This is a genomic window from Neoaquamicrobium sediminum (assembly GCF_013240295.1).
GTDB lineage: Bacteria > Pseudomonadota > Alphaproteobacteria > Rhizobiales > Rhizobiaceae > Aerobium > Aerobium sediminum.
In genome coordinates this window covers 214,270-230,034 of sequence record NZ_JABETK010000002.1, presented here as the reverse complement: position 1 = coordinate 230,034, position 15,765 = coordinate 214,270, and the positions used below count along the sequence as shown (strand labels likewise).

20 protein-coding genes and 1 pseudogene are annotated in these 15,765 nt (G+C 62.4%); 11 read left to right on the top strand and 10 right to left on the bottom strand.

Annotation, left to right across the window (positions count from 1 at the left end):
- Positions 1–21 precede the first annotated feature (21 nt).
- Together msrA and HK436_RS12805 are read left to right on the top strand one after the other, a co-directional pair.
- On the top strand, positions 22–558 hold the full coding sequence (gene msrA / locus HK436_RS12810; RefSeq protein ID WP_029660570.1) for a peptide-methionine (S)-S-oxide reductase MsrA: 537 nt from the start codon (positions 22–24) through the stop codon (positions 556–558).
- A gap of 76 nt (positions 559–634) precedes the next feature.
- Entirely contained in the window at positions 635–1,396 is a 762-nt protein-coding gene (locus HK436_RS12805; protein ID WP_029660571.1) for a ZIP family metal transporter, read from the top strand.
- 20 nt (positions 1,397–1,416) lie between these two features.
- Here the strand turns inward: HK436_RS12805 and HK436_RS12800 are convergent, their stop codons facing one another.
- The gene (locus HK436_RS12800; RefSeq protein ID WP_230450755.1) at positions 1,417–1,911 is read right to left on the bottom strand and encodes a MarR family winged helix-turn-helix transcriptional regulator; all 495 of its coding nucleotides are present in this window, start codon (positions 1,909–1,911) and stop codon (positions 1,417–1,419) included.
- A gap of 311 nt (positions 1,912–2,222) precedes the next feature.
- Complete coding sequence (gene rpiA / locus HK436_RS12795; protein WP_024350810.1) at positions 2,223–2,924, bottom strand: ribose-5-phosphate isomerase RpiA; 702 nt, start codon at positions 2,922–2,924, stop codon at positions 2,223–2,225.
- 257 nt (positions 2,925–3,181) lie between these two features.
- Here rpiA and gap point away from each other — a divergent pair, with 257 nt between their 5' ends.
- From gap to HK436_RS31380, 5 genes are all read left to right on the top strand, one after another.
- Positions 3,182–4,189 (top strand): type I glyceraldehyde-3-phosphate dehydrogenase, encoded by a 1,008-nt coding sequence (gap, locus tag HK436_RS12790; RefSeq protein ID WP_024350811.1) that lies wholly within the window; start codon positions 3,182–3,184, stop codon positions 4,187–4,189.
- Positions 4,190–4,255: 66 nt separating this feature from the next.
- Positions 4,256–4,552 (top strand): helix-turn-helix domain-containing protein, encoded by a 297-nt coding sequence (locus tag HK436_RS12785; RefSeq protein WP_029660573.1) that lies wholly within the window; start codon positions 4,256–4,258, stop codon positions 4,550–4,552.
- Between the two features lie 211 nt (positions 4,553–4,763).
- Positions 4,764–5,153, top strand: a complete 390-nt coding sequence (locus tag HK436_RS12780; RefSeq protein ID WP_280515674.1) for a MarR family winged helix-turn-helix transcriptional regulator — start codon at positions 4,764–4,766, stop codon at positions 5,151–5,153.
- Positions 5,154–5,188: 35 nt separating this feature from the next.
- A complete protein-coding gene (locus HK436_RS12775; RefSeq protein ID WP_024350814.1) occupies positions 5,189–5,695 on the top strand; it encodes a YkgB family protein in 507 nt (168 codons plus the stop codon).
- Between the two features lie 11 nt (positions 5,696–5,706).
- Positions 5,707–6,171 (top strand): DUF6314 family protein, encoded by a 465-nt coding sequence (locus HK436_RS31380; RefSeq protein ID WP_070154329.1) that lies wholly within the window; start codon positions 5,707–5,709, stop codon positions 6,169–6,171.
- On the opposite strand, the gene HK436_RS12770 is transcribed toward HK436_RS31380, so the two are convergent.
- Entirely contained in the window at positions 6,151–6,474 is a 324-nt protein-coding gene (locus HK436_RS12770) for a YeeE/YedE thiosulfate transporter family protein (RefSeq protein WP_024588019.1), read from the bottom strand. The genes HK436_RS31380 and HK436_RS12770 overlap by 21 nt on opposite strands.
- 63 nt (positions 6,475–6,537) lie before the next feature.
- On the opposite strand from HK436_RS12770, the gene HK436_RS12765 reads away from it, so the two are divergent.
- From HK436_RS12765 to tnpC, 3 genes are read left to right on the top strand one after another with little or no spacing between them, the layout of a single operon-like run.
- Complete coding sequence (locus HK436_RS12765; protein ID WP_173190376.1) at positions 6,538–6,966, top strand: transposase; 429 nt, start codon at positions 6,538–6,540, stop codon at positions 6,964–6,966.
- On the top strand, positions 6,963–7,319 hold the full coding sequence (gene tnpB / locus HK436_RS12760) for an IS66 family insertion sequence element accessory protein TnpB (RefSeq protein WP_173190375.1): 357 nt from the start codon (positions 6,963–6,965) through the stop codon (positions 7,317–7,319). Before HK436_RS12765 ends, tnpB begins: the two co-directional genes overlap by 4 nt.
- Positions 7,320–7,350: 31 nt before the next feature.
- Positions 7,351–8,889, top strand: a complete 1,539-nt coding sequence (tnpC, locus tag HK436_RS12755; protein WP_173190373.1) for an IS66 family transposase — start codon at positions 7,351–7,353, stop codon at positions 8,887–8,889.
- Positions 8,890–8,898: 9 nt separating this feature from the next.
- Here tnpC and HK436_RS12750 read toward each other — a convergent pair whose 3' ends face one another.
- Together HK436_RS12750 and HK436_RS12745 are read right to left on the bottom strand one after the other, a co-directional pair.
- On the bottom strand, positions 8,899–9,552 hold the full coding sequence (locus HK436_RS12750; protein WP_173190371.1) for a YeeE/YedE thiosulfate transporter family protein: 654 nt from the start codon (positions 9,550–9,552) through the stop codon (positions 8,899–8,901).
- Positions 9,553–9,579: 27 nt separating this feature from the next.
- The gene (locus HK436_RS12745) at positions 9,580–10,113 is read right to left on the bottom strand and encodes a MarR family winged helix-turn-helix transcriptional regulator (RefSeq protein ID WP_024588022.1); all 534 of its coding nucleotides are present in this window, start codon (positions 10,111–10,113) and stop codon (positions 9,580–9,582) included.
- A gap of 213 nt (positions 10,114–10,326) precedes the next feature.
- Between HK436_RS12745 and HK436_RS12740 the strand changes: the two genes are divergently transcribed.
- Complete coding sequence (locus HK436_RS12740; protein WP_024350816.1) at positions 10,327–11,229, top strand: LysR family transcriptional regulator; 903 nt, start codon at positions 10,327–10,329, stop codon at positions 11,227–11,229.
- On the opposite strand, the gene HK436_RS12735 is transcribed toward HK436_RS12740, so the two are convergent.
- The 5 genes and pseudogenes from HK436_RS12735 to trbL form a co-directional block, all read right to left on the bottom strand.
- Positions 11,226–11,462 carry a DUF2274 domain-containing protein gene (locus HK436_RS12735; protein WP_024350817.1) on the bottom strand — a complete coding sequence of 79 codons (237 nt, stop codon included), beginning with the start codon at positions 11,460–11,462 and terminating at the stop codon, positions 11,226–11,228. The genes HK436_RS12740 and HK436_RS12735 overlap by 4 nt on opposite strands.
- A gap of 2 nt (positions 11,463–11,464) precedes the next feature.
- Positions 11,465–12,685: a TraB/TrbI/VirB10 family type IV secretion system protein gene (locus HK436_RS12730; protein ID WP_029660576.1), complete on the bottom strand. Its 1,221-nt coding sequence runs from the start codon at positions 12,683–12,685 to the stop codon at positions 11,465–11,467.
- Positions 12,682–13,731, bottom strand: coding sequence for a P-type conjugative transfer protein TrbG (trbG, locus tag HK436_RS12725; protein ID WP_024350820.1), 1,050 nt, complete (start codon positions 13,729–13,731; stop codon positions 12,682–12,684). Before trbG ends, HK436_RS12730 begins: the two co-directional genes overlap by 4 nt.
- Positions 13,728–14,411, bottom strand: a complete 684-nt coding sequence (gene trbF, locus HK436_RS12720; protein ID WP_024350821.1) for a conjugal transfer protein TrbF — start codon at positions 14,409–14,411, stop codon at positions 13,728–13,730. Before trbF ends, trbG begins: the two co-directional genes overlap by 4 nt.
- Positions 14,411–15,765 (bottom strand): annotated as a pseudogene (gene trbL, locus HK436_RS12715) (P-type conjugative transfer protein TrbL). The gene trbF and the pseudogene trbL overlap by 1 nt, the downstream one beginning before the upstream one ends.

Below are 15,765 nucleotides of genomic sequence, written 5' to 3'. Positions count from 1 at the left end.
CACAGAGCGGAGGTTGATCGAATGCAGAGTCTGCCCACTACTGACCAGACGCCGACGCGAACCGAGCGAGCGATACTTGCGGGTGGGTGTTTCTGGGGCCTCGAAGATTTACTTCGCCGCGCGAAGGGCGTCGTGACGACGCGTGTCGGCTACATCGGCGGCGAAATGCCGGACCCGACTTACACGAGACACCATGGTCATGCGGAAGCGGTGGAGGTCACGTTTGATCCTTCGATACTGACATATCGTGCTCTCCTGGAACTCTTCTTCCAAATCCACGATCCGACGACATACGAGCAACAAGGTAACGACGTCGGACCAAGCTATCGGTCCGCGATTTTCTACACGTCTGAGAAGCAGATGGACGTTGCTCTGGAGACAATCGCCGAGATCGAAGCGTCGGGGCGCTGGCCGGGACCTGTCGTATCCGAGATCAACCCGGAAGAGCCGTTCTGGGAGGCCGAGCCAGAGCATCAGAAGTACCTCCAGCGTCGACCCGGCGGCTATAGCTGCCACTTCGAGCGACCGGCCTGGCGATTGGACCGAGCGAAACGATGAGCACGCAGGGACGGTCATCAACGATACGGACGCTAAGGCGCTCGCCCCGCGTCGCTAGGTCAGCCGGGTTCTTGCGATGATACCCGAATACGTAATCGCCGGCTTGTGGGGGCTTTTGTCAGGAAGCGGACTTCTGGTGGGGGCGGTTCTTGCGGACGTGCTGTACGGGCGACTCACTCACCGCATGATCTCAGCGGTGATGGGCTTCGGTGGTGGTGTGTTGATTGCCGTGGTCGCTACCGAACTCATCGGTGATCGCGTGTCGGCTGGCCTGGGACCCTTAGCGATCTTTGCGCTGCTCGCAGGGGCCGCAATCTTCAGCGGCACAAACTGGTTTCTCTCTCGCAGGGGCGCGAAGCATCGAAAGCGATGCGGTGAATGCACCGAGCAGGCCACTGAACAGGAGCACCGCGGTAGCGGTGCTGCGATTGCGCTTGGCAGCGTCCTCGACGGCATTCCAGAGGCCCTCGTGATTGGGATGTCCGTGGCTGGTGGAGGCAGGATCAGCCTTGCAGTAGTGGCAGGCTTCTTTTTGGCTAATGTGCCACAGGGTCTATCGAGCACTTCCGGAATGAAGGTCGCGGGCCGATCGCGAAGCTATATCTACGCGGTCTGGATCGGTATTCCGCTACTTGTCTGCATCGCCGCCGGTACGGGAAACCTTCTGCTCGGCTCGGCGTCCACTCAAGCCCCTGCCATTCTGTCGTTCGCAGCCGGCGCGGTCATCGCGATGCTGGCGGAGGCTATGATTCCCGAAGCTTTCGAGAAGGCGCCGCCGTTCATAGGCCTGATCACGGTCGTGGGGTTTCTGGCGGCGTATCTCATCGCTCAACACTGAAACCTGCGACTTCCGGAGCTCTAAGCCTCGCCGCCGTTCTCGCGGTCTACGCCGCGCTCGTGCAACTCGGCATCGATCGGGCAATTCGTGCAGCCCTCGTAACAGCACAAGCGGCAGATGCGGTAGGAATGCTCGAGGTTTTCCAGGCGATCGCGCAGCACGCGTTCAGCAATGCTATAAAGAGCGTCCAACTCGGTAGGGGTGAGGATCGATAGTCCCTCAGCGATCACCTTGTCTCGCGAGGCCAGGACCGCATCGCTCGCGACCTTGCCAGCCTCTGTAAGATGGAGGGACCGCGTGCGCCCGTCAGTCGAATGCTCACGCCGCTCGACCAATCCCTCCGTCGACAAACGGTCCACCAAGCGGACGGTCGCGGCATGGGAAAGTCCCACCCCAACTGACAGCATGCGGATCGATAGCCCTGGCTTATGGGCAATCAACGCAAGCGCCGAGGCGGCGGGTCCAGCTTCTGGCGCCCGCGATGAACTAGCGCGAACGATGTCGTCGCTGATCATGAGTGCGAACGCCCCGAAGATATTTCGATCTCGAGGTCCATCCATTGCCCCATCTATATGTGCGCGAAGCATAGACAGCAAGCCATACCCCTGCGGCGCCGGGGGATTCTGGCAAGCCGAAAGGTGCGCCTTTACAGTGGCTTAGGATATGCTGCGGATGGCGCGGACGATTGGAATACAGGACTTCGATCGTCGGGACACACAAAATGGCGATACCTGGCGGCTATAGATCGGGGTGGGCTGTCGTGATTTTGGCTGCCCGACGGCCGAATCACATCACGCCTGCGCCAGGTGCCACCCCTCGTCGGCACCTAACGGAGGGATCCGGGGGCTTGCTCTCTGAGATGCACCTCGACCGTCTCACCGCGTCCGACCACCACAGTGTCAATCTCGCTGAGAAACAAGCCGTGCTCCATTACGCCGGGGATGGCATCGATCGCTCCGGCGATCTCGATCGGCCTAAGGGCCTTGCCGAAGGCTGCATCCAAGATGTGATTGCTCTGGTCTGTGATGAATGGTTCTCCGCCGACCGAGCGAAGCGTCACACTGGCTCCGAGGTTGGCAAGATGCGTTCGAACGAACTCGCTCGCGAAGGGCACGACTTCGACCGCCAAAGGAAACCCGCCGAGTCGTTGAACGACTTTGCTAGCGTCTACGATCACGATCATCCGGCTAGAAGCGGCGGCCACGACCTTCTCTCGGAGCAAGGCGCCGCCGCCGCCTTTGATCGCCTGAAAGTGGCAGTCGATCTCGTCAGCGCCGTCGATCGTGAGGTCTATCGAACTGAACTGCTCAAAAGGAACGAGCGGCACCGCGAGACGACGAGCCAACATTTCGGTCGCTCGGGAGGTGGCGACAGCGGTGATGCGAAGGCCCTGCCGAATGCGGTCGCTCAGGCTCTTAATGGCATAGGCTGTTGTGCTTCCGGTCCCAAGGCCAACGAACATGCCGTCTTCGATCTCGTCGACTGCTCTAGCCGCAGCCAGCCTCCTCTCTTCTTCTTGGGTAAACATCAACGCCACTTCATCTCGCCGGTATGCGTGCCTTCACCAGGTCGATTGTGAAACCGGGCGGCGCAAACCTAATCCTCCATGCCGACATTGCCTCGTTGACCTGCAGCCAACAGACGGATAGGTCTATGCGTGGCGCATACATAATGAGGATGGTCTGATCGGCAAGCTTTCGCTGCTGGAGACGACCACCGCGTGCCAGGCGGCACTGAGCGAAGTGCGTATGCCGTAGCCAGTTCGGCGAACCAGGGGACACAGGCATGACGGTCAAGGTCGCAATCAACGGTTTCGGTCGGATCGGACGACTGGCCTTACGGTCGATCGTCGAACTACGGCGTGATGACATCGAGGTGGTTGCGATCAACGACCTCGGGCCGGTTGCTACGTTGGCGCACCTCCTGAAGTACGATTCAGTTCACGGCCCCTTTCAAGGATCGATAGCCACCGGCGAAGACTGGATCGACATCGGGTCCGGTAAAATCAAAGTGTTTTCGGAGCGCGATCCATCAAAGCTTCCGCATAACGAGCTTGGAGTCGACGTGGCGCTCGAATGCACGGGTTTGTTCACCTCCAAGGAGAAGGCTGAATCGCACATCCGTGCAGGAGCAAAGCGCGTGCTCGTCTCCGCGCCCAGCGAGGGCGCAGACAAGACGATCGTCTTCAAGGTCAATCACGAAACGCTGACAACCGAAGATGTCGTCGTATCGAATGGCTCATGCACCACGAATGTCCTCGCGCCCGTCGCGAAGATACTGAACGATCTATGTGGCATTGAGCGGGGCTACATGACCACGGTTCACGCCTATACCGGTGACCAACCGACGCTGGATACGGTGCATAAGGATCTCTACCGCGCACGGGCAGCCGCGCTGTCGATGATCCCAACCTCGACCGGAGCCGCGAACGCAATCGGACGCGTGCTGCCAGAACTGAAAGGCAAGCTCCATGGCTCGTCAATCCGCGTGCCAACGCCGAACGTATCGGTCGTCGATCTCGCTATTTCCGCATCCCGGGAGGTGACGATCGACGAAGTGAACGACGCCATTCGTCAGGCTGCGAGTGGTCCGATGAGTGGGGTGCTCGCATTCACGACAGAGCCTCTGGTGTCTGTGGATCTGACCCACCGGACCGAATCCTCGATCGTCGCGCTCCCCCAGACCGATGTCGTCGATGGCCGGATGGTTCGCGTGCTTGCTTGGTACGACAACGAGTGGAGCTTCGCGACACGCATGGCGGATGTCGCCGTGGTGATGGCGAAGCTCATCTAGCGGATCGGTTGCGGGAAAGGTCGTATCTTGGCGACAGGATGCGTTCGCGAAACGGAGGCATTAAACATGAATGGGCCACTAGCACGTGCAGCGAGAGCGCTCATTCAGTGGCCGCGATCACATGTCGCCAAGATCGCAGGCTTGGAGGAAGAGGCGCTAGCTCAATTCGAAGCCGGCGCCAGCGTGTTTGCAGCCTCGGATTTGACGCGGCTGCGGGACGCGCTCGAACGCGGCGGCGCGGTTTTCATCAGCGAGGACAATAGCGGAGGGCTCGGCGTAAGGCTCAAGTTCAACGCCAAGGATGTGCGTGCGATCAATCGGATGGAGGGCGAAGGTGGGCCGGTAGGCACCGACGACGTCTAAGCCTTCCAGCGAACGCTTGTACTCCGGCACGAGGCTCGACACCGGCCCACAGATATTGTATGCGCGACGCATATATTGCGTGAGTCGCGGCGATGGATGACCCCTCGGATCGCTTGATCAACATCTTTGGCGCGCTGTCTCAAGCGGTGTCTGACCGCGTGCGCTTGGCGATCGCTGAAGCATTCAATGCGGGGGCGAGACGGCCGCGGCTTTGATCGCGATCGGTCACGCGCCAGGAATGTCGATCGGCCAGGTACGGCAAACTCTCCGGCTTTCGCATGCAGGTGCAGTTCGCGTCGTCGAGAGGCTAGGCGAGCAAGGCCTGGTGGCGAAATCGCCGTCGCCCTCTGACCGCCGGGTAGTTCATGTCTCGCTGACCTCGCGTGGTCAGGTGGAGCGGACCAAGCTGCTAGGTCTGCGGAACGCGGCGGTGTCCGAGCTGCTGAGCAAAGTGTCGGCTGACGATCGCGTCGTGCTGGAGCGGGCCGCGGACAACATCCTGTCGTCGCTGTTCTCGGACCTCCACGGCGGCTTGGCAATCTGTCGTCTGTGCGATCAGGCCCGGTGTGCCGATTGCCCAGTCGGCCACCATCGTCCGTGACGCCCTGACGATCATCCCCTTTTGAGGAGTTCGATATGAGTATTTTCGATCGGTATGAATTGCTTGTGCCCGAGCGCAGTCGGAAGGAACTGGCGCTGTTGAGATGGGCGCTCGTGATCGTTTTCTCTTGGTTCGGCGCGATGAAATTCACGGCTTACGAGGCCGATGGCATCGCCCCTTTCATCGGCCATAGTCCGATCATGAGTTGGCTGGGTATGTTCGGGGTACAGGGCCAAAGTTACTTTGTCGGCGTCATCGAGCTGTCGACCGCAGTCGTGCTGGCCTTAGGGGCTTTCCGCCCATCCTTCTCAGCGCTTGGCGCGCTTATGTCGGCGGCGACCTACTTCATCACCCTGACCTTCTTTTTTACGACGCCTGGGGTCGGGGAGCCGACTGCCGGAGGCTTTCCTGCGATATCCGCCGCTCCTGGCCAGTTTTTGCTGAAGGACGCAGTTTTGCTTGCGGCATCACTTGTGCTGCTGTTTGCGTCGGTCCAACCCAAAAATGAGCGCCTTGGGCCGATGACCATCGATCGGTCGTGAACATAGGCACGATGGTCTTGGACACGCTCCGTGGAGAGTGGGCGCTTCGTCGCAACGTCGATCCGACGGGCGAACAACTGATTGGCGACGCGGATTTCGCTTCGACAGGTGAATCCGCGCTCACCTATCGAGAAAGCGGGATACTTCGGCTTCGGGATGGCCGCGAACTCTCAGCGTCTCGGCAATATCGGTACTGCGCGGTCGGCCACCGAGTAGACGTTCAGTTCGCAGACGGACCGAACACCGGGAAGCTGTTTCTCAACCTTGCATTCTCGCGCAAGAATTGGGGGTACGAGGCAACAGACACCCACTTCTGCGGTGACGACGCCTATCACGCTTTTTACCGAATTCTCGACGCAGGATCTTTCGAGACAGTTATCAGGGTCATTGGTCCACGAAAGGCGTACGACCTGCGGAGCCGGTACTCAAAGGTGTCACGAACGACGCCGGACCGTCTACTTTTTCCCCTGGCCTGACGCGCCGTTCCTGGCCAGTCTGTCACGCGCTTCGAATCCGAAAACGATCGTGGTCGTCATCACGAGGTAGGCGACTATGCCGCCCGGAGAAAGCGTAGGCATTGCGGCAAGGATTAAAGCGTCGTTGCCACCGGGTATCAGGCCGATGCCTATTCCCATCAACGCGCCGCCGGCGATCGACCGCAGGATGCCGGCGGCCGTCGGCCGCTGGAAACGCAAGCGACCCTGGCGCACGGATGCCGTGATGGCTCCCGCAACTGAGGCAATGACCGCAACCAGTGCGACCTCGCCTGTTGGCGACATTCGGTAAGCGCTGTCCGGATCCCACCTTGCGCTGACGGGTGATTGGTTCAGACGCTTGGGGTCATGGAACATGTCATCCTTACGAGCGGACTGGACACCAGGTCTGGAGTGGGTCTGGAGCCTACTGGGCGCGCCGAGGTGCTGCGGGCTATGGCTGGCCGCCGGCGGACCTGGACGCTTGAGCAGAAGCTGGCGATGGTTGCGCAGATGGAGCGCTGCGGCAACGTCGCAGCCTTCGCCCGGGAGCACGATATCCGGACATCACTGCTCTACACGTGGCGGCGCGAGCTGCGGTATGCGCTTGAAGCGAGCCGGCCAGTTGAACAGGAGACCGGACCTGCTTTCATCCCGGTGGTTGCGGACTGCCCTAAGCCCCTCTCGGATGATGTCGCCATCGAAGTTGAGGTAGCGGGTGCAGTGGTTCGGATCGGACGCGCAGCAAAGCCCGATCTGGCAACTGCCGTGCTGAAGGCTTTGCAGGTGCAGCGATGATCGGTCCAGCGCCCGGCACGAAGGTGATGGTGGCGACGAAGCCCGTGGATTTCAGGAAGGGAGCGGACTCGCTCGCCGCACTGGTGGCGGCCGAGTATGGCGGCAAGCCCTATTCCGGCGTGATCTATGTGTTTCGCGCCAAGCGTGCCGATAGGATCAAGCTCATCTGGTGGGACGGAACGGGCCTGTGCCTGATGGCCAAGCGACTGGAGCAAGGCACCTTCCATTGGCCCCGGATTCAGGAGGGCGTGATGCGGCTGACCGCTGCCCAACTGGGCGCTTTGCTGGAGGGTCTGGACTGGCGCCGCGTGCATGGCGGACGCCGTCCGATCGCGCCCCAGATTGCTGCTTGACGGAGTGCGCGCAGACTGATTCAACTGGTTCATGCTCCTCGAGGCGGACCTTCCCGATGATGTTGACGCGCTGCGCGCGCTCGTCCTCGAACAGGCCCGCACACTGACCGATCTCACCGATGCCAAGAGCAAGGCCGATGCCCGGATCGAGCGGCTGCAGGCGATCCTCGAGGCCTTCCAGCGGCACCGGTTTGGCCGCAAGTCCGAGCAGCTTGATCCCGATCAGTTCGAGCTTGCGCTGGAGGATATCGAGACCGCGCTCGGCAGCGTGCACGCCGCAACTGATGCCGCGGTGCCCAAGGCCAAGGGCGAGCGCCCGCGCAAGTCCAACCGCGGATCGCTGCCCGCCCATCTTGAGCGGATCGAGCAGGTCGTGGATGTCGAGCAGAAGGCTTGTCCCTGCTGCGGCGGCGCGCTCCACCAGATCGGCGAGGATGTGGCCGAACGCCTTGATGTCGTCCCCACCACCTTCCGCGTGCTGGTCACCCGCCGTCCGCGCTATGGCTGCCGTTCGTGTGAGAGCGCGGTTGTTCAAGCTCCGGCGCCGGCACGGATCGTCGAAGGTGGCATCCCCACCGAAGCGCTGATCGCGCAGGTGCTGGTATCCAAGTATGCCGATCACCTCCCGCTCTACCGGCAGGCGCAGATCTATGCCCGGCAAGGCATCCAGCTGGATCGTTCCACCCTTGCAGACTGGGTCGGCAGGACAGCATGGTATCTTCGGCCCATTCGCGATCACATCCTTGAGCGATTGCGACGATCCGAGCGGCTGTTCGCCGACGAGACCACCGCGCCTGTGCTCGATCCCGGGCGCAAGCGGACCAAGACCGGTCAGATCTGGGCCTATGCCTGCGACGATCGGCCATGGGGCGGCAGTGACCCGCCGATGGTCGCCTATGTCTACGCTGCCGATCGCAAGACCGAGCGACCTGAGGCGCATCTCCAGGGCTTTGCGGGCATCCTGCAGGTCGACGGCTATGGCGCCTATGCAGCGCTTGCCCGGCGTCATCAGCAGATCCGGCTCGCATTCTGCTGGGCGCACGTGCGCCGCAAGTTTTACGAGTTGGCCGAGAGCTCGCCCGTGGCAGCCGACGTGCTGCGGCGCGTTGCCTCGCTCTACGCCATCGAAGATGAGATCCGCGGGCTACCTGCTGACGAACGTCGCGACATCCGTGACCAGCGCAGCCGCCCGATCATCGACGACCTCTACAGGTTCCTCGAAGCACGCGGTCGGCAGGTCAGCGCCAAGAGCCGCCTTGGCGAGGCGATCCGCTACACGCTTCCGCGTTGGGAAGGCCTCATCCGCTTCCTCGACGATGGCCGCATCGATCTCGACAACAACGCCGTCGAGCGCGCCATCCGCCCGCTTGCCCTCAATCGCAAGAACGCCCTGTTTGCTGGCTCCGACGAGGGCGGCGACAACTGGGCGGTGATCGCCACACTCATCGAGAACTGCAAGCTCACCGGCATCAACCCGCACGCATGGCTGACCGCGACGCTCACCAGCCTCGCCAATGGCCACCCGGCATCCCGGATCGAAGAGCTCCTGCCGCGCCCTCACGTGGGCTGAAGACAGCGCTTACGACATTCGAAGAGGAAGGCCGCGTTGGATAAGGTCAGCGAATGTCCATGCTGGCGAAAGCGCGTAGAGAAGCCCACCAGTGATACCGAGGCCGATCATTGAAGCGCCAAATGCCCAGCTCTGCCTTCTTCGCGGTGGGGTCTTCCGCGATACGAAGATCACCGCCAGCGCGAGCACGACGGCTAAGGCAAGAAGCGTCGCGGCCCCAGGGACACTCGGCCTAGCGATGAAACTTGGCCATGTCGCGACGGCGCCAAACCGGCCGAAATCAGCGGCCAAGATGCCGATTGCCAGTCCGGCAGGAAGGGCAAGCAACCGCATCTCTCCATCCCCTAACCGTGCCAGTGAACCTAGCAGGCAGGTGTCATTTATGAGCGCGCCGAGGCCGAAGGCGATGGCGCCGATGATGAGGAGGCCGTTGACGCTCGTCGAGAGTGGGAGGGTCGCGTTCAGCGTCCCCGACCAAGCGAGCGGTATCGCAATAAGGCCAGCAGCCGCAGACGCCGCAACAAATCCGACGAACATTCTTGGTCGGCGCCGTTGCTGCAACTCATGAGCCGCTACGACCAAGCACGTGCCGCCTCGGTTCGCAGAATACCCGAACCAGAAGGCCAGTATGCATATGAGAAAGTCGAACGCGATCGATGCCAAAGATATCAAGCCTGCCTCGGTTTCTCGTCAGCCCTTGTGCGAAGGGCGCCGGCGCAGCTGGCGGGCGGGCTGAGATGCATTTTCAGCCGGTGTCTGTCCCCGGTAGCCAACCACGGGCCACATAGTTTCGACACCAGATTTCTCGTAACCGTTTGCGATAAGGAGCCGCTCGGACAATCGGCCTAGTTTGTTCAGGTCAGCCGGCGACAGCGGCGAGACACACGCTGCAATCACTTGTTCGCGCGCTCTGAGCAGAGCGCCGGTCATTTTCACACCTGCATTGGTCAAGTGGATAAAGCGCGCCCTCTTGTCCGCCGTGTGTCGCCGCCTTTCCACCAGGTGATCGGATTCGAGCCTATCGATCAATCGGACCGTTCCCGCATGCGAAAGCCGGATCCGGCTCGCAAGGACACTGATAGGTAATCCCGGCTCGAAGCTAAGGAAGACCATCAATGCAGCCGCGGGGCCGCTCGGCGAAAGCGAGGCTGATGCGCTCGCGATGCTGTCAGCTACCGCGAGCGCAAGTGCACCAAAATGATATTTGGCGGCCTCGGGCTCCATCCGGAAAGAATATATGCGTCACGCATAGACATCAAGCGCTCGAATATGTATGACCGGCGCATACATCTATCACGGATTCGGAGATGGTCATGCTCACTGATGGGCTCGGCTTGGATTCCCCATCTGAGATCGAAAAGCGGGGCCTCCAGCAAAGGCTTTGGAGCATCGCGCGCTGCTCGTGCGAACGGAAGCCGGGAACCGGGAATGCGCGTCATGCCTGATCTGACGCTCGATCTTCGATACCTTAAGTATGCTATCCATGTCGCCGAAGCGGGTAGTTTCCGCAGGGCGGCGGATCGCCTTTCGATATCGCAATCAACGGTCAGCCGCCGCGTTCAGATGCTCGAACGGCAGCTTGGCGTTTCCCTGTTCAAGCGCACGCGATCGGGCGCTGGATTGACGCCGGAAGGAGAGCGATTTCTGCAGCAAGCTGCGGTCGGGGCGAGGTATCTTCGCGAGGCCGCCACTGAGATGCGATCGGTCCGTAAACTTACGACTGGACTAGTCAGGTTCGGGATGCTCGAGGCGTTTCCGGCATGTCCCATAATCGACCTCTTGGCGACCTTTAGACAGCGACACCCGACGATCGAGGTGAAGCTCGAAGAAGGCACGTCAGAGCAGAACACCCTCGGCGTGGAGCGCGGGCTGCTAGACGCGGCGATCAGCCTGGCCGCAACGAAGGGCCCTCCGTTTCAGATTCGACGGTTGTGCGAACCCGACCTCTTCGTTGCCCTATCACCCATACACCAACTCGCGTCGCGACCGCGGCTCGCCTGGGAGGACGTTTGCGACGAAGTCTTTCTTGTCCGCTCCGATGGTGCCGGGCGCGAACTCGCAGCTATTCTCCGGCGGATGCTGGGCGCTGCCGAAGAGGCGATCCAACTGTCTATCCAGCAGGTCAGCAGGGAAACACTTCTGACCATGGTCGAGCAAGGCTTCGGGCTGACGATAACGAGCGTCGTGCATCGGCCTGATATTGCATTGGTTCCGCTCACACCCGCGCGGGCGCCGACGGCGGCTATGATTTCGTCGAGCGATAACGACAATCCGGCTCTGCCGCTGCTGCTGAAGTGCTTCGATGTCCTGCCAGCCTTCACGCGGAGCAGCGCCAGCTAATCGGAGGCGTTCTGGGTCTTCGTACGCCTAGCCTTCGAGAACCCTCGATCGGTTGCGATGAACCGCTGCAACATCGGTACGATCAACCGCGCGGGCTCGACAGCAGGCATACCTTGTTCGCGCCCTAACAAATCCGCGTAGTCGGAAAGGTCTTGGTGGAGAGCCGCCGGCAGCTCCACCTGAACCTTGATCGGCTTCTCGTCGGCGATGGGACCTAGCTTGAGCTTCGACATCATCAGCCCCCATAAGGTTCGAGAACGAGATCACGGGTCACGACGACACGGACAGGAAATCCCGGCCGGATCGTCAATGTTGGAGCCACGTTGAGCTGCCGTCTGACGATCTGCTGACCGGCATCGTTGATCGTGTCTTGACCGCCATTCCGGATCGCCTGGATGAGACGGTCGTCATTGTCGGCGGCGAGCTCGGCGCCGACTCCGAGAAGAGTCGACAGACCGGCGGCCTTGGCAAGATCCCACCAGTGGTAATCGACGCCATCCTGCAGGCCGGCATAGCCTTCGACGTCTGCGCCGGGCTGGCGCTCGAGCACTATCGAACGGCCATTTGGGAAGATCAGTCGATTCCAGACTAGCAGGACGCGGCTTTGACCGAATTGCACATTGTTATCGTACTGGCCGATAATGCGCGTGCCTTGTGGCACGAGCAGAATGCGCCCTGTCGGGCTGTCGTAGATGTTTTCGGTCACCTGAGCGGTGATCTGGCCCGGGAGGTCGGATCGGATGCCGGTTATAAGAGCTGCCGCGATAACTGCGCCGGCCTGAAGTACATTTGGCGACGCTGGAGCAACGACGCGATCGGGCGACACCGTCCGTCGATCGGTCGCTGCGTTCAGGAAAGCGTTCTGACGCTCCTGCGCGGAGGGTGTGGCCGGCGGAGGTGCGAGGCCGAGGCTCGCCAAATCCGGAGCGTGCGGGAGTGCTGGGGCAGCTCCCGCTGCAGCGGGAGCGCCCCGGCTGTCCGATCCGGAGAAGAGGCGGCTGGTCCGCGCGGTCTCGATCTCCTGAAGGCGGCGCTGCTCTTCCGCGCTGATACCGGGGTTGGGTGTGGCGATAACGGGAGCGGGCACCGGCTGTCCGCGATCCTGGGTGCTGAGGATCGGTCGGCCGAGGTCACCGGGAAGGGGCGGACCGAGTTGGGGCACGCCACTGTAATCTCGCGGCAGGCCGGCCAAGCCCTCAGCCGTCGAGCGATTCTCGGTCGAATAGAGTTCGTCGTTGGGCCGACCGGCGTCGCGCGTCTGGAGCGCGTAGAGCAGTGCACCACCAAGGCCGACGCTGGCGACAAGACCAAGGCCGGCGAGGACCTTGCGCGATAGTCGAGTGACGCGGGGCGGTTCGGCGCGCAGACGCATCGGCGCGGGCCCGACCGGCTCGCCGGTCAGGGGCTGTGCATCATCGTCTGGCACTTCCTCATTTGTGGGCGAGTTCGCGCTCACGAGGTGGGCCTCCCGTCTGTTCGGACGATCCTGACGCGCTTCTGCTCGCGACCGGAACCGAACCGCAGTTCCGCCGCCGCGAAGAGTCGATCGACGATCATGTGGTGGCCGCGAACGCGGTAGTTCACCAGTTCTGAGGTGTTGCCCTCGGGCCCGACGACGAAGAGCGGCGGCATCTCGCCCTGACCAATGCCTCGCGGAAACTCGATGAAGACCTGGCGACCGTCGTCGAAGGCGCGCAGTGGGCGCCAAGGAGCGCGGTCACCCTCGATGGCATAGCGGAAATTGACGTTCGCGAGATCGACACCGCTCGCAACCGGTTGAGCGGCCTGCGCGTCGGCATTCTGCCGGCGCAGCGCGATGAGTTGATCCTGCGGATACTGCCAGGACACTGAAGCCATGTAGGTTCGCTCTGTCGACCGCAACTCCATGTGATAGGTGCGCATGTTGGTGTTGATGACCAGGTTCGTCATCAGGTCGGCCCGTGTGGGCTTCACGAGGATGTGGATCTGGCGCGTCGCGCCCGATCCGCTCTCGGTGTCGCCGATGATCCAGCGCACCGTGTCCCCGGCCGCAACAGGGCCTGCGCCGACGAGCTGTTCGCCGGGCTGAAGCGCGATGTCGGTGATCTGACCGACAGCGGTATATACCTGATAGAGCGCGCCTTGCGTCCAGGGATAGACCTGCATGGAGTTGATGAAGCCGTCGCGCACCGGCTGGACGCGGGCCGCCTCATTAGCCTGGTTGACGCGCGCCGTTGGGTTGGCGGGCTCGGGCGCGCGTCGCGTCTCCGGCACACGCTGCAACTGGCCGGGTAGCGGCAGCGGCCGCGGCAGTTCGACCACGGTGACGGGCGCTGGCGGATCGACGGTCTGCACGGCGGGAGCCGCGTTGTCGTAGGAGATCTCGGGCGGTGGGTTCGTGGTGGCGCAGCCCGCGAGCGCAGTTGTCGCCAGCAGGACCATCGGGATTGCGGCTCGGCGGAGAGCCGGGATTACAAGTGCGTGTGAAGCCGGGTTTCCGGCTTTACGGAAAGACGGCTTCATTGCCCAAGCTCCCGTGACCAATTGATGGCGTTGACATAGATGCCGAGCGGATTTGCCCTCAGCCGATCGGCGTTGCGGGGGACCTGCACGACGATCGTCAGGATCGCGGTCCAGCGCGTGGTCTCGGCGAGCTGGCCGTTCTCATAGCGGCGCTCGACCCAGGCGACGCGGAAGCTGTCGGGCGAGGCGCGGATGACGCTTGAGACATCGACAGCAACCTGCTGTCGGCCGACCCGCGTGAACGGGTCGTTCGAGCGAGCATAGTCGTTGAGCGCCATGGCGCCGCGATCAGTTGTGAAGTCGTACGCCCGTAGCCAGTTCTGACGCACGATGATCGCGTCCGCCGGGATGCTGCGAACCTGTTCGATGAAGCGCGCGAGATGAAAGGCGATTTGTGGATCGGTGGGCCGGAAGTCGGCCTCGGCGGGTGCGACCGCCTGGGACTGACCCAGTCGATCGACCTGCACGACCCACGGCACGACGGTCCCGCGAGCTGATTGCACGACGAGGGCGGTGGCGAACCCCGCCGTAAGGATCAGCGAGCCGAAAGCCATCAGCCGCCAGTTTTTCGCCTGGATCCTGGAGGCCCCGATCCGATCGTCCCAGACTTGGGCAGCACGTTGATACGGCGTCTCCGGCTCGGGTGCCTTGCCGTAGTGAGTGGATGGTCGTTTGAACATTAGCGGTCGCCTTGAGTCAGATTTACCGAGGAACCGCCGCCATGGGCGTCGCCAGAGCGGACGGCATGAGCCGTGGCCTGGGCGGCGTGAGTCATTTGCTGGGACCGGCGCATTCTCTGCGCCCAAGCCGGCGGCCCGCCAGCGCTCGCAGGCGCCGCGCCATCGCTGGCGGCATCACCCCTATTGAGCCCATGGTGGATGTTCCGCCTGTCGCTTCGAACGCCGCTTTGCCGCCTGCGTTGAAGCTTGACCTCATTGTGTCGGCAGCGCGCGATGCGGCACGGCGCAGAGGTGAGACAGCCGCGCTGCCGCCTGCACGCGCAACGCCTCCGAGGCCGGAGGCCACCCCGGCCGCGCCGGACTGTCCGGCTGCGCCAAGGCTGTAGGCTGTGGACGCTCCACCCGCGATGGCGGCGCCACCACGAGCTGCGGCTGCCGCACCGCCTGCCAAGGCCGCGCCGCCGGAGGCTGCTGCACCGACGGCGCCGGCGCCAAGAGCGACCACGCCGCCCGCTGCGAGGCCGGTTCCTATCGCCGCGCCTGCACTGAGCTGCGGGCCGCCAGAAACGAGCCCGGTGGCGATTCCGGGACCAAAAATGCCGAGGCCGAGAAGTGACAACGCGGCCAGCACGATCGCCATGGCTTCGTCGATCGACGGATTCTGCCCGCCAAAACCGGAAGTGAACTCTGAGAAGAGCGTTGACCCGATGCCGATGATGACAGCGAGGACCAGAACCTTGATGCCGGAGGAGATGACGTTGCCGAGCACGCGCTCGGCCATAAACGCGGATTTGCCGAACAGGCCGAACGGGATCAGGACGAAGCCGGCGAGCGTCGTCAGCTTGAATTCAATGAGGGTGACGAACAGCTGGATGGCGAGAATGAAGAAGGCGAGCAGGACCAGCGCCCAGGCAAGAAACATGCAGGCAATCTGGATGAAGTTCTCGAAGAACGACCAGTAGCCCATCAGGCTGGAGATGGAGTCGAGCAATGGTCGACCGGCGTCTAGGCCGGTCTGCGCGACTCTTCCCGGGCGCATGAGGTCCGCAGTTGAAAATCCGGTGCCACTCGCCTTCAGCCCGAGACCGGCGAAGCTCTCGAAGACGATACGTGCGAGGTTGTTCCAGTTGCCGATGATGTAGGCGAAGACGCCGACGAAGAGCGTTTTCTTCACCAGCCGCGCCATGATGTCGTCGTCGGCGCCCCAGCTCCAGAACAGTGCCGCGAGCGTCACGTCGATGACGATCAGGGTCGTGGCGATGAAGGCGACCTCTCCGCTAAGCAGGCCGAACCCGCTGTCGATGTAGCGAGTGAAGACCTCGAGGAAGTGGTCGATGACGCCGGTGTTGCCCAT

What these genes read in the sequence shown, in the direction of transcription:
- msrA (WP_029660570.1), top strand. Translation starts at nt 22, where the DNA reads ATGCAGAGTCTGCCCACTACTGACCAGACGCCGACGCGAACCGAGCGA.
- HK436_RS12805 (WP_029660571.1), top strand. Translation starts at nt 635, where the DNA reads ATGATACCCGAATACGTAATCGCCGGCTTGTGGGGGCTTTTGTCAGGA.
- HK436_RS12800 (WP_230450755.1), bottom strand. Translation starts at nt 1,911, where the DNA reads ATGATCAGCGACGACATCGTTCGCGCTAGTTCATCGCGGGCGCCAGAA.
- rpiA (WP_024350810.1), bottom strand. Translation starts at nt 2,924, where the DNA reads ATGTTTACCCAAGAAGAAGAGAGGAGGCTGGCTGCGGCTAGAGCAGTC.
- gap (WP_024350811.1), top strand. Translation starts at nt 3,182, where the DNA reads ATGACGGTCAAGGTCGCAATCAACGGTTTCGGTCGGATCGGACGACTG.
- HK436_RS12785 (WP_029660573.1), top strand. Translation starts at nt 4,256, where the DNA reads ATGAATGGGCCACTAGCACGTGCAGCGAGAGCGCTCATTCAGTGGCCG.
- HK436_RS12775 (WP_024350814.1), top strand. Translation starts at nt 5,189, where the DNA reads ATGAGTATTTTCGATCGGTATGAATTGCTTGTGCCCGAGCGCAGTCGG.
- HK436_RS31380 (WP_070154329.1), top strand. Translation starts at nt 5,707, where the DNA reads ATGGTCTTGGACACGCTCCGTGGAGAGTGGGCGCTTCGTCGCAACGTC.
- HK436_RS12770 (WP_024588019.1), bottom strand. Translation starts at nt 6,474, where the DNA reads ATGTCGCCAACAGGCGAGGTCGCACTGGTTGCGGTCATTGCCTCAGTT.
- HK436_RS12765 (WP_173190376.1), top strand. Translation starts at nt 6,538, where the DNA reads ATGGAACATGTCATCCTTACGAGCGGACTGGACACCAGGTCTGGAGTG.
- tnpB (WP_173190375.1), top strand. Translation starts at nt 6,963, where the DNA reads ATGATCGGTCCAGCGCCCGGCACGAAGGTGATGGTGGCGACGAAGCCC.
- tnpC (WP_173190373.1), top strand. Translation starts at nt 7,351, where the DNA reads ATGCTCCTCGAGGCGGACCTTCCCGATGATGTTGACGCGCTGCGCGCG.
- HK436_RS12745 (WP_024588022.1), bottom strand. Translation starts at nt 10,113, where the DNA reads ATGGAGCCCGAGGCCGCCAAATATCATTTTGGTGCACTTGCGCTCGCG.
- HK436_RS12740 (WP_024350816.1), top strand. Translation starts at nt 10,327, where the DNA reads ATGCCTGATCTGACGCTCGATCTTCGATACCTTAAGTATGCTATCCAT.
- HK436_RS12735 (WP_024350817.1), bottom strand. Translation starts at nt 11,462, where the DNA reads ATGTCGAAGCTCAAGCTAGGTCCCATCGCCGACGAGAAGCCGATCAAG.
- trbG (WP_024350820.1), bottom strand. Translation starts at nt 13,731, where the DNA reads ATGAAGCCGTCTTTCCGTAAAGCCGGAAACCCGGCTTCACACGCACTT.
- trbF (WP_024350821.1), bottom strand. Translation starts at nt 14,411, where the DNA reads ATGTTCAAACGACCATCCACTCACTACGGCAAGGCACCCGAGCCGGAG.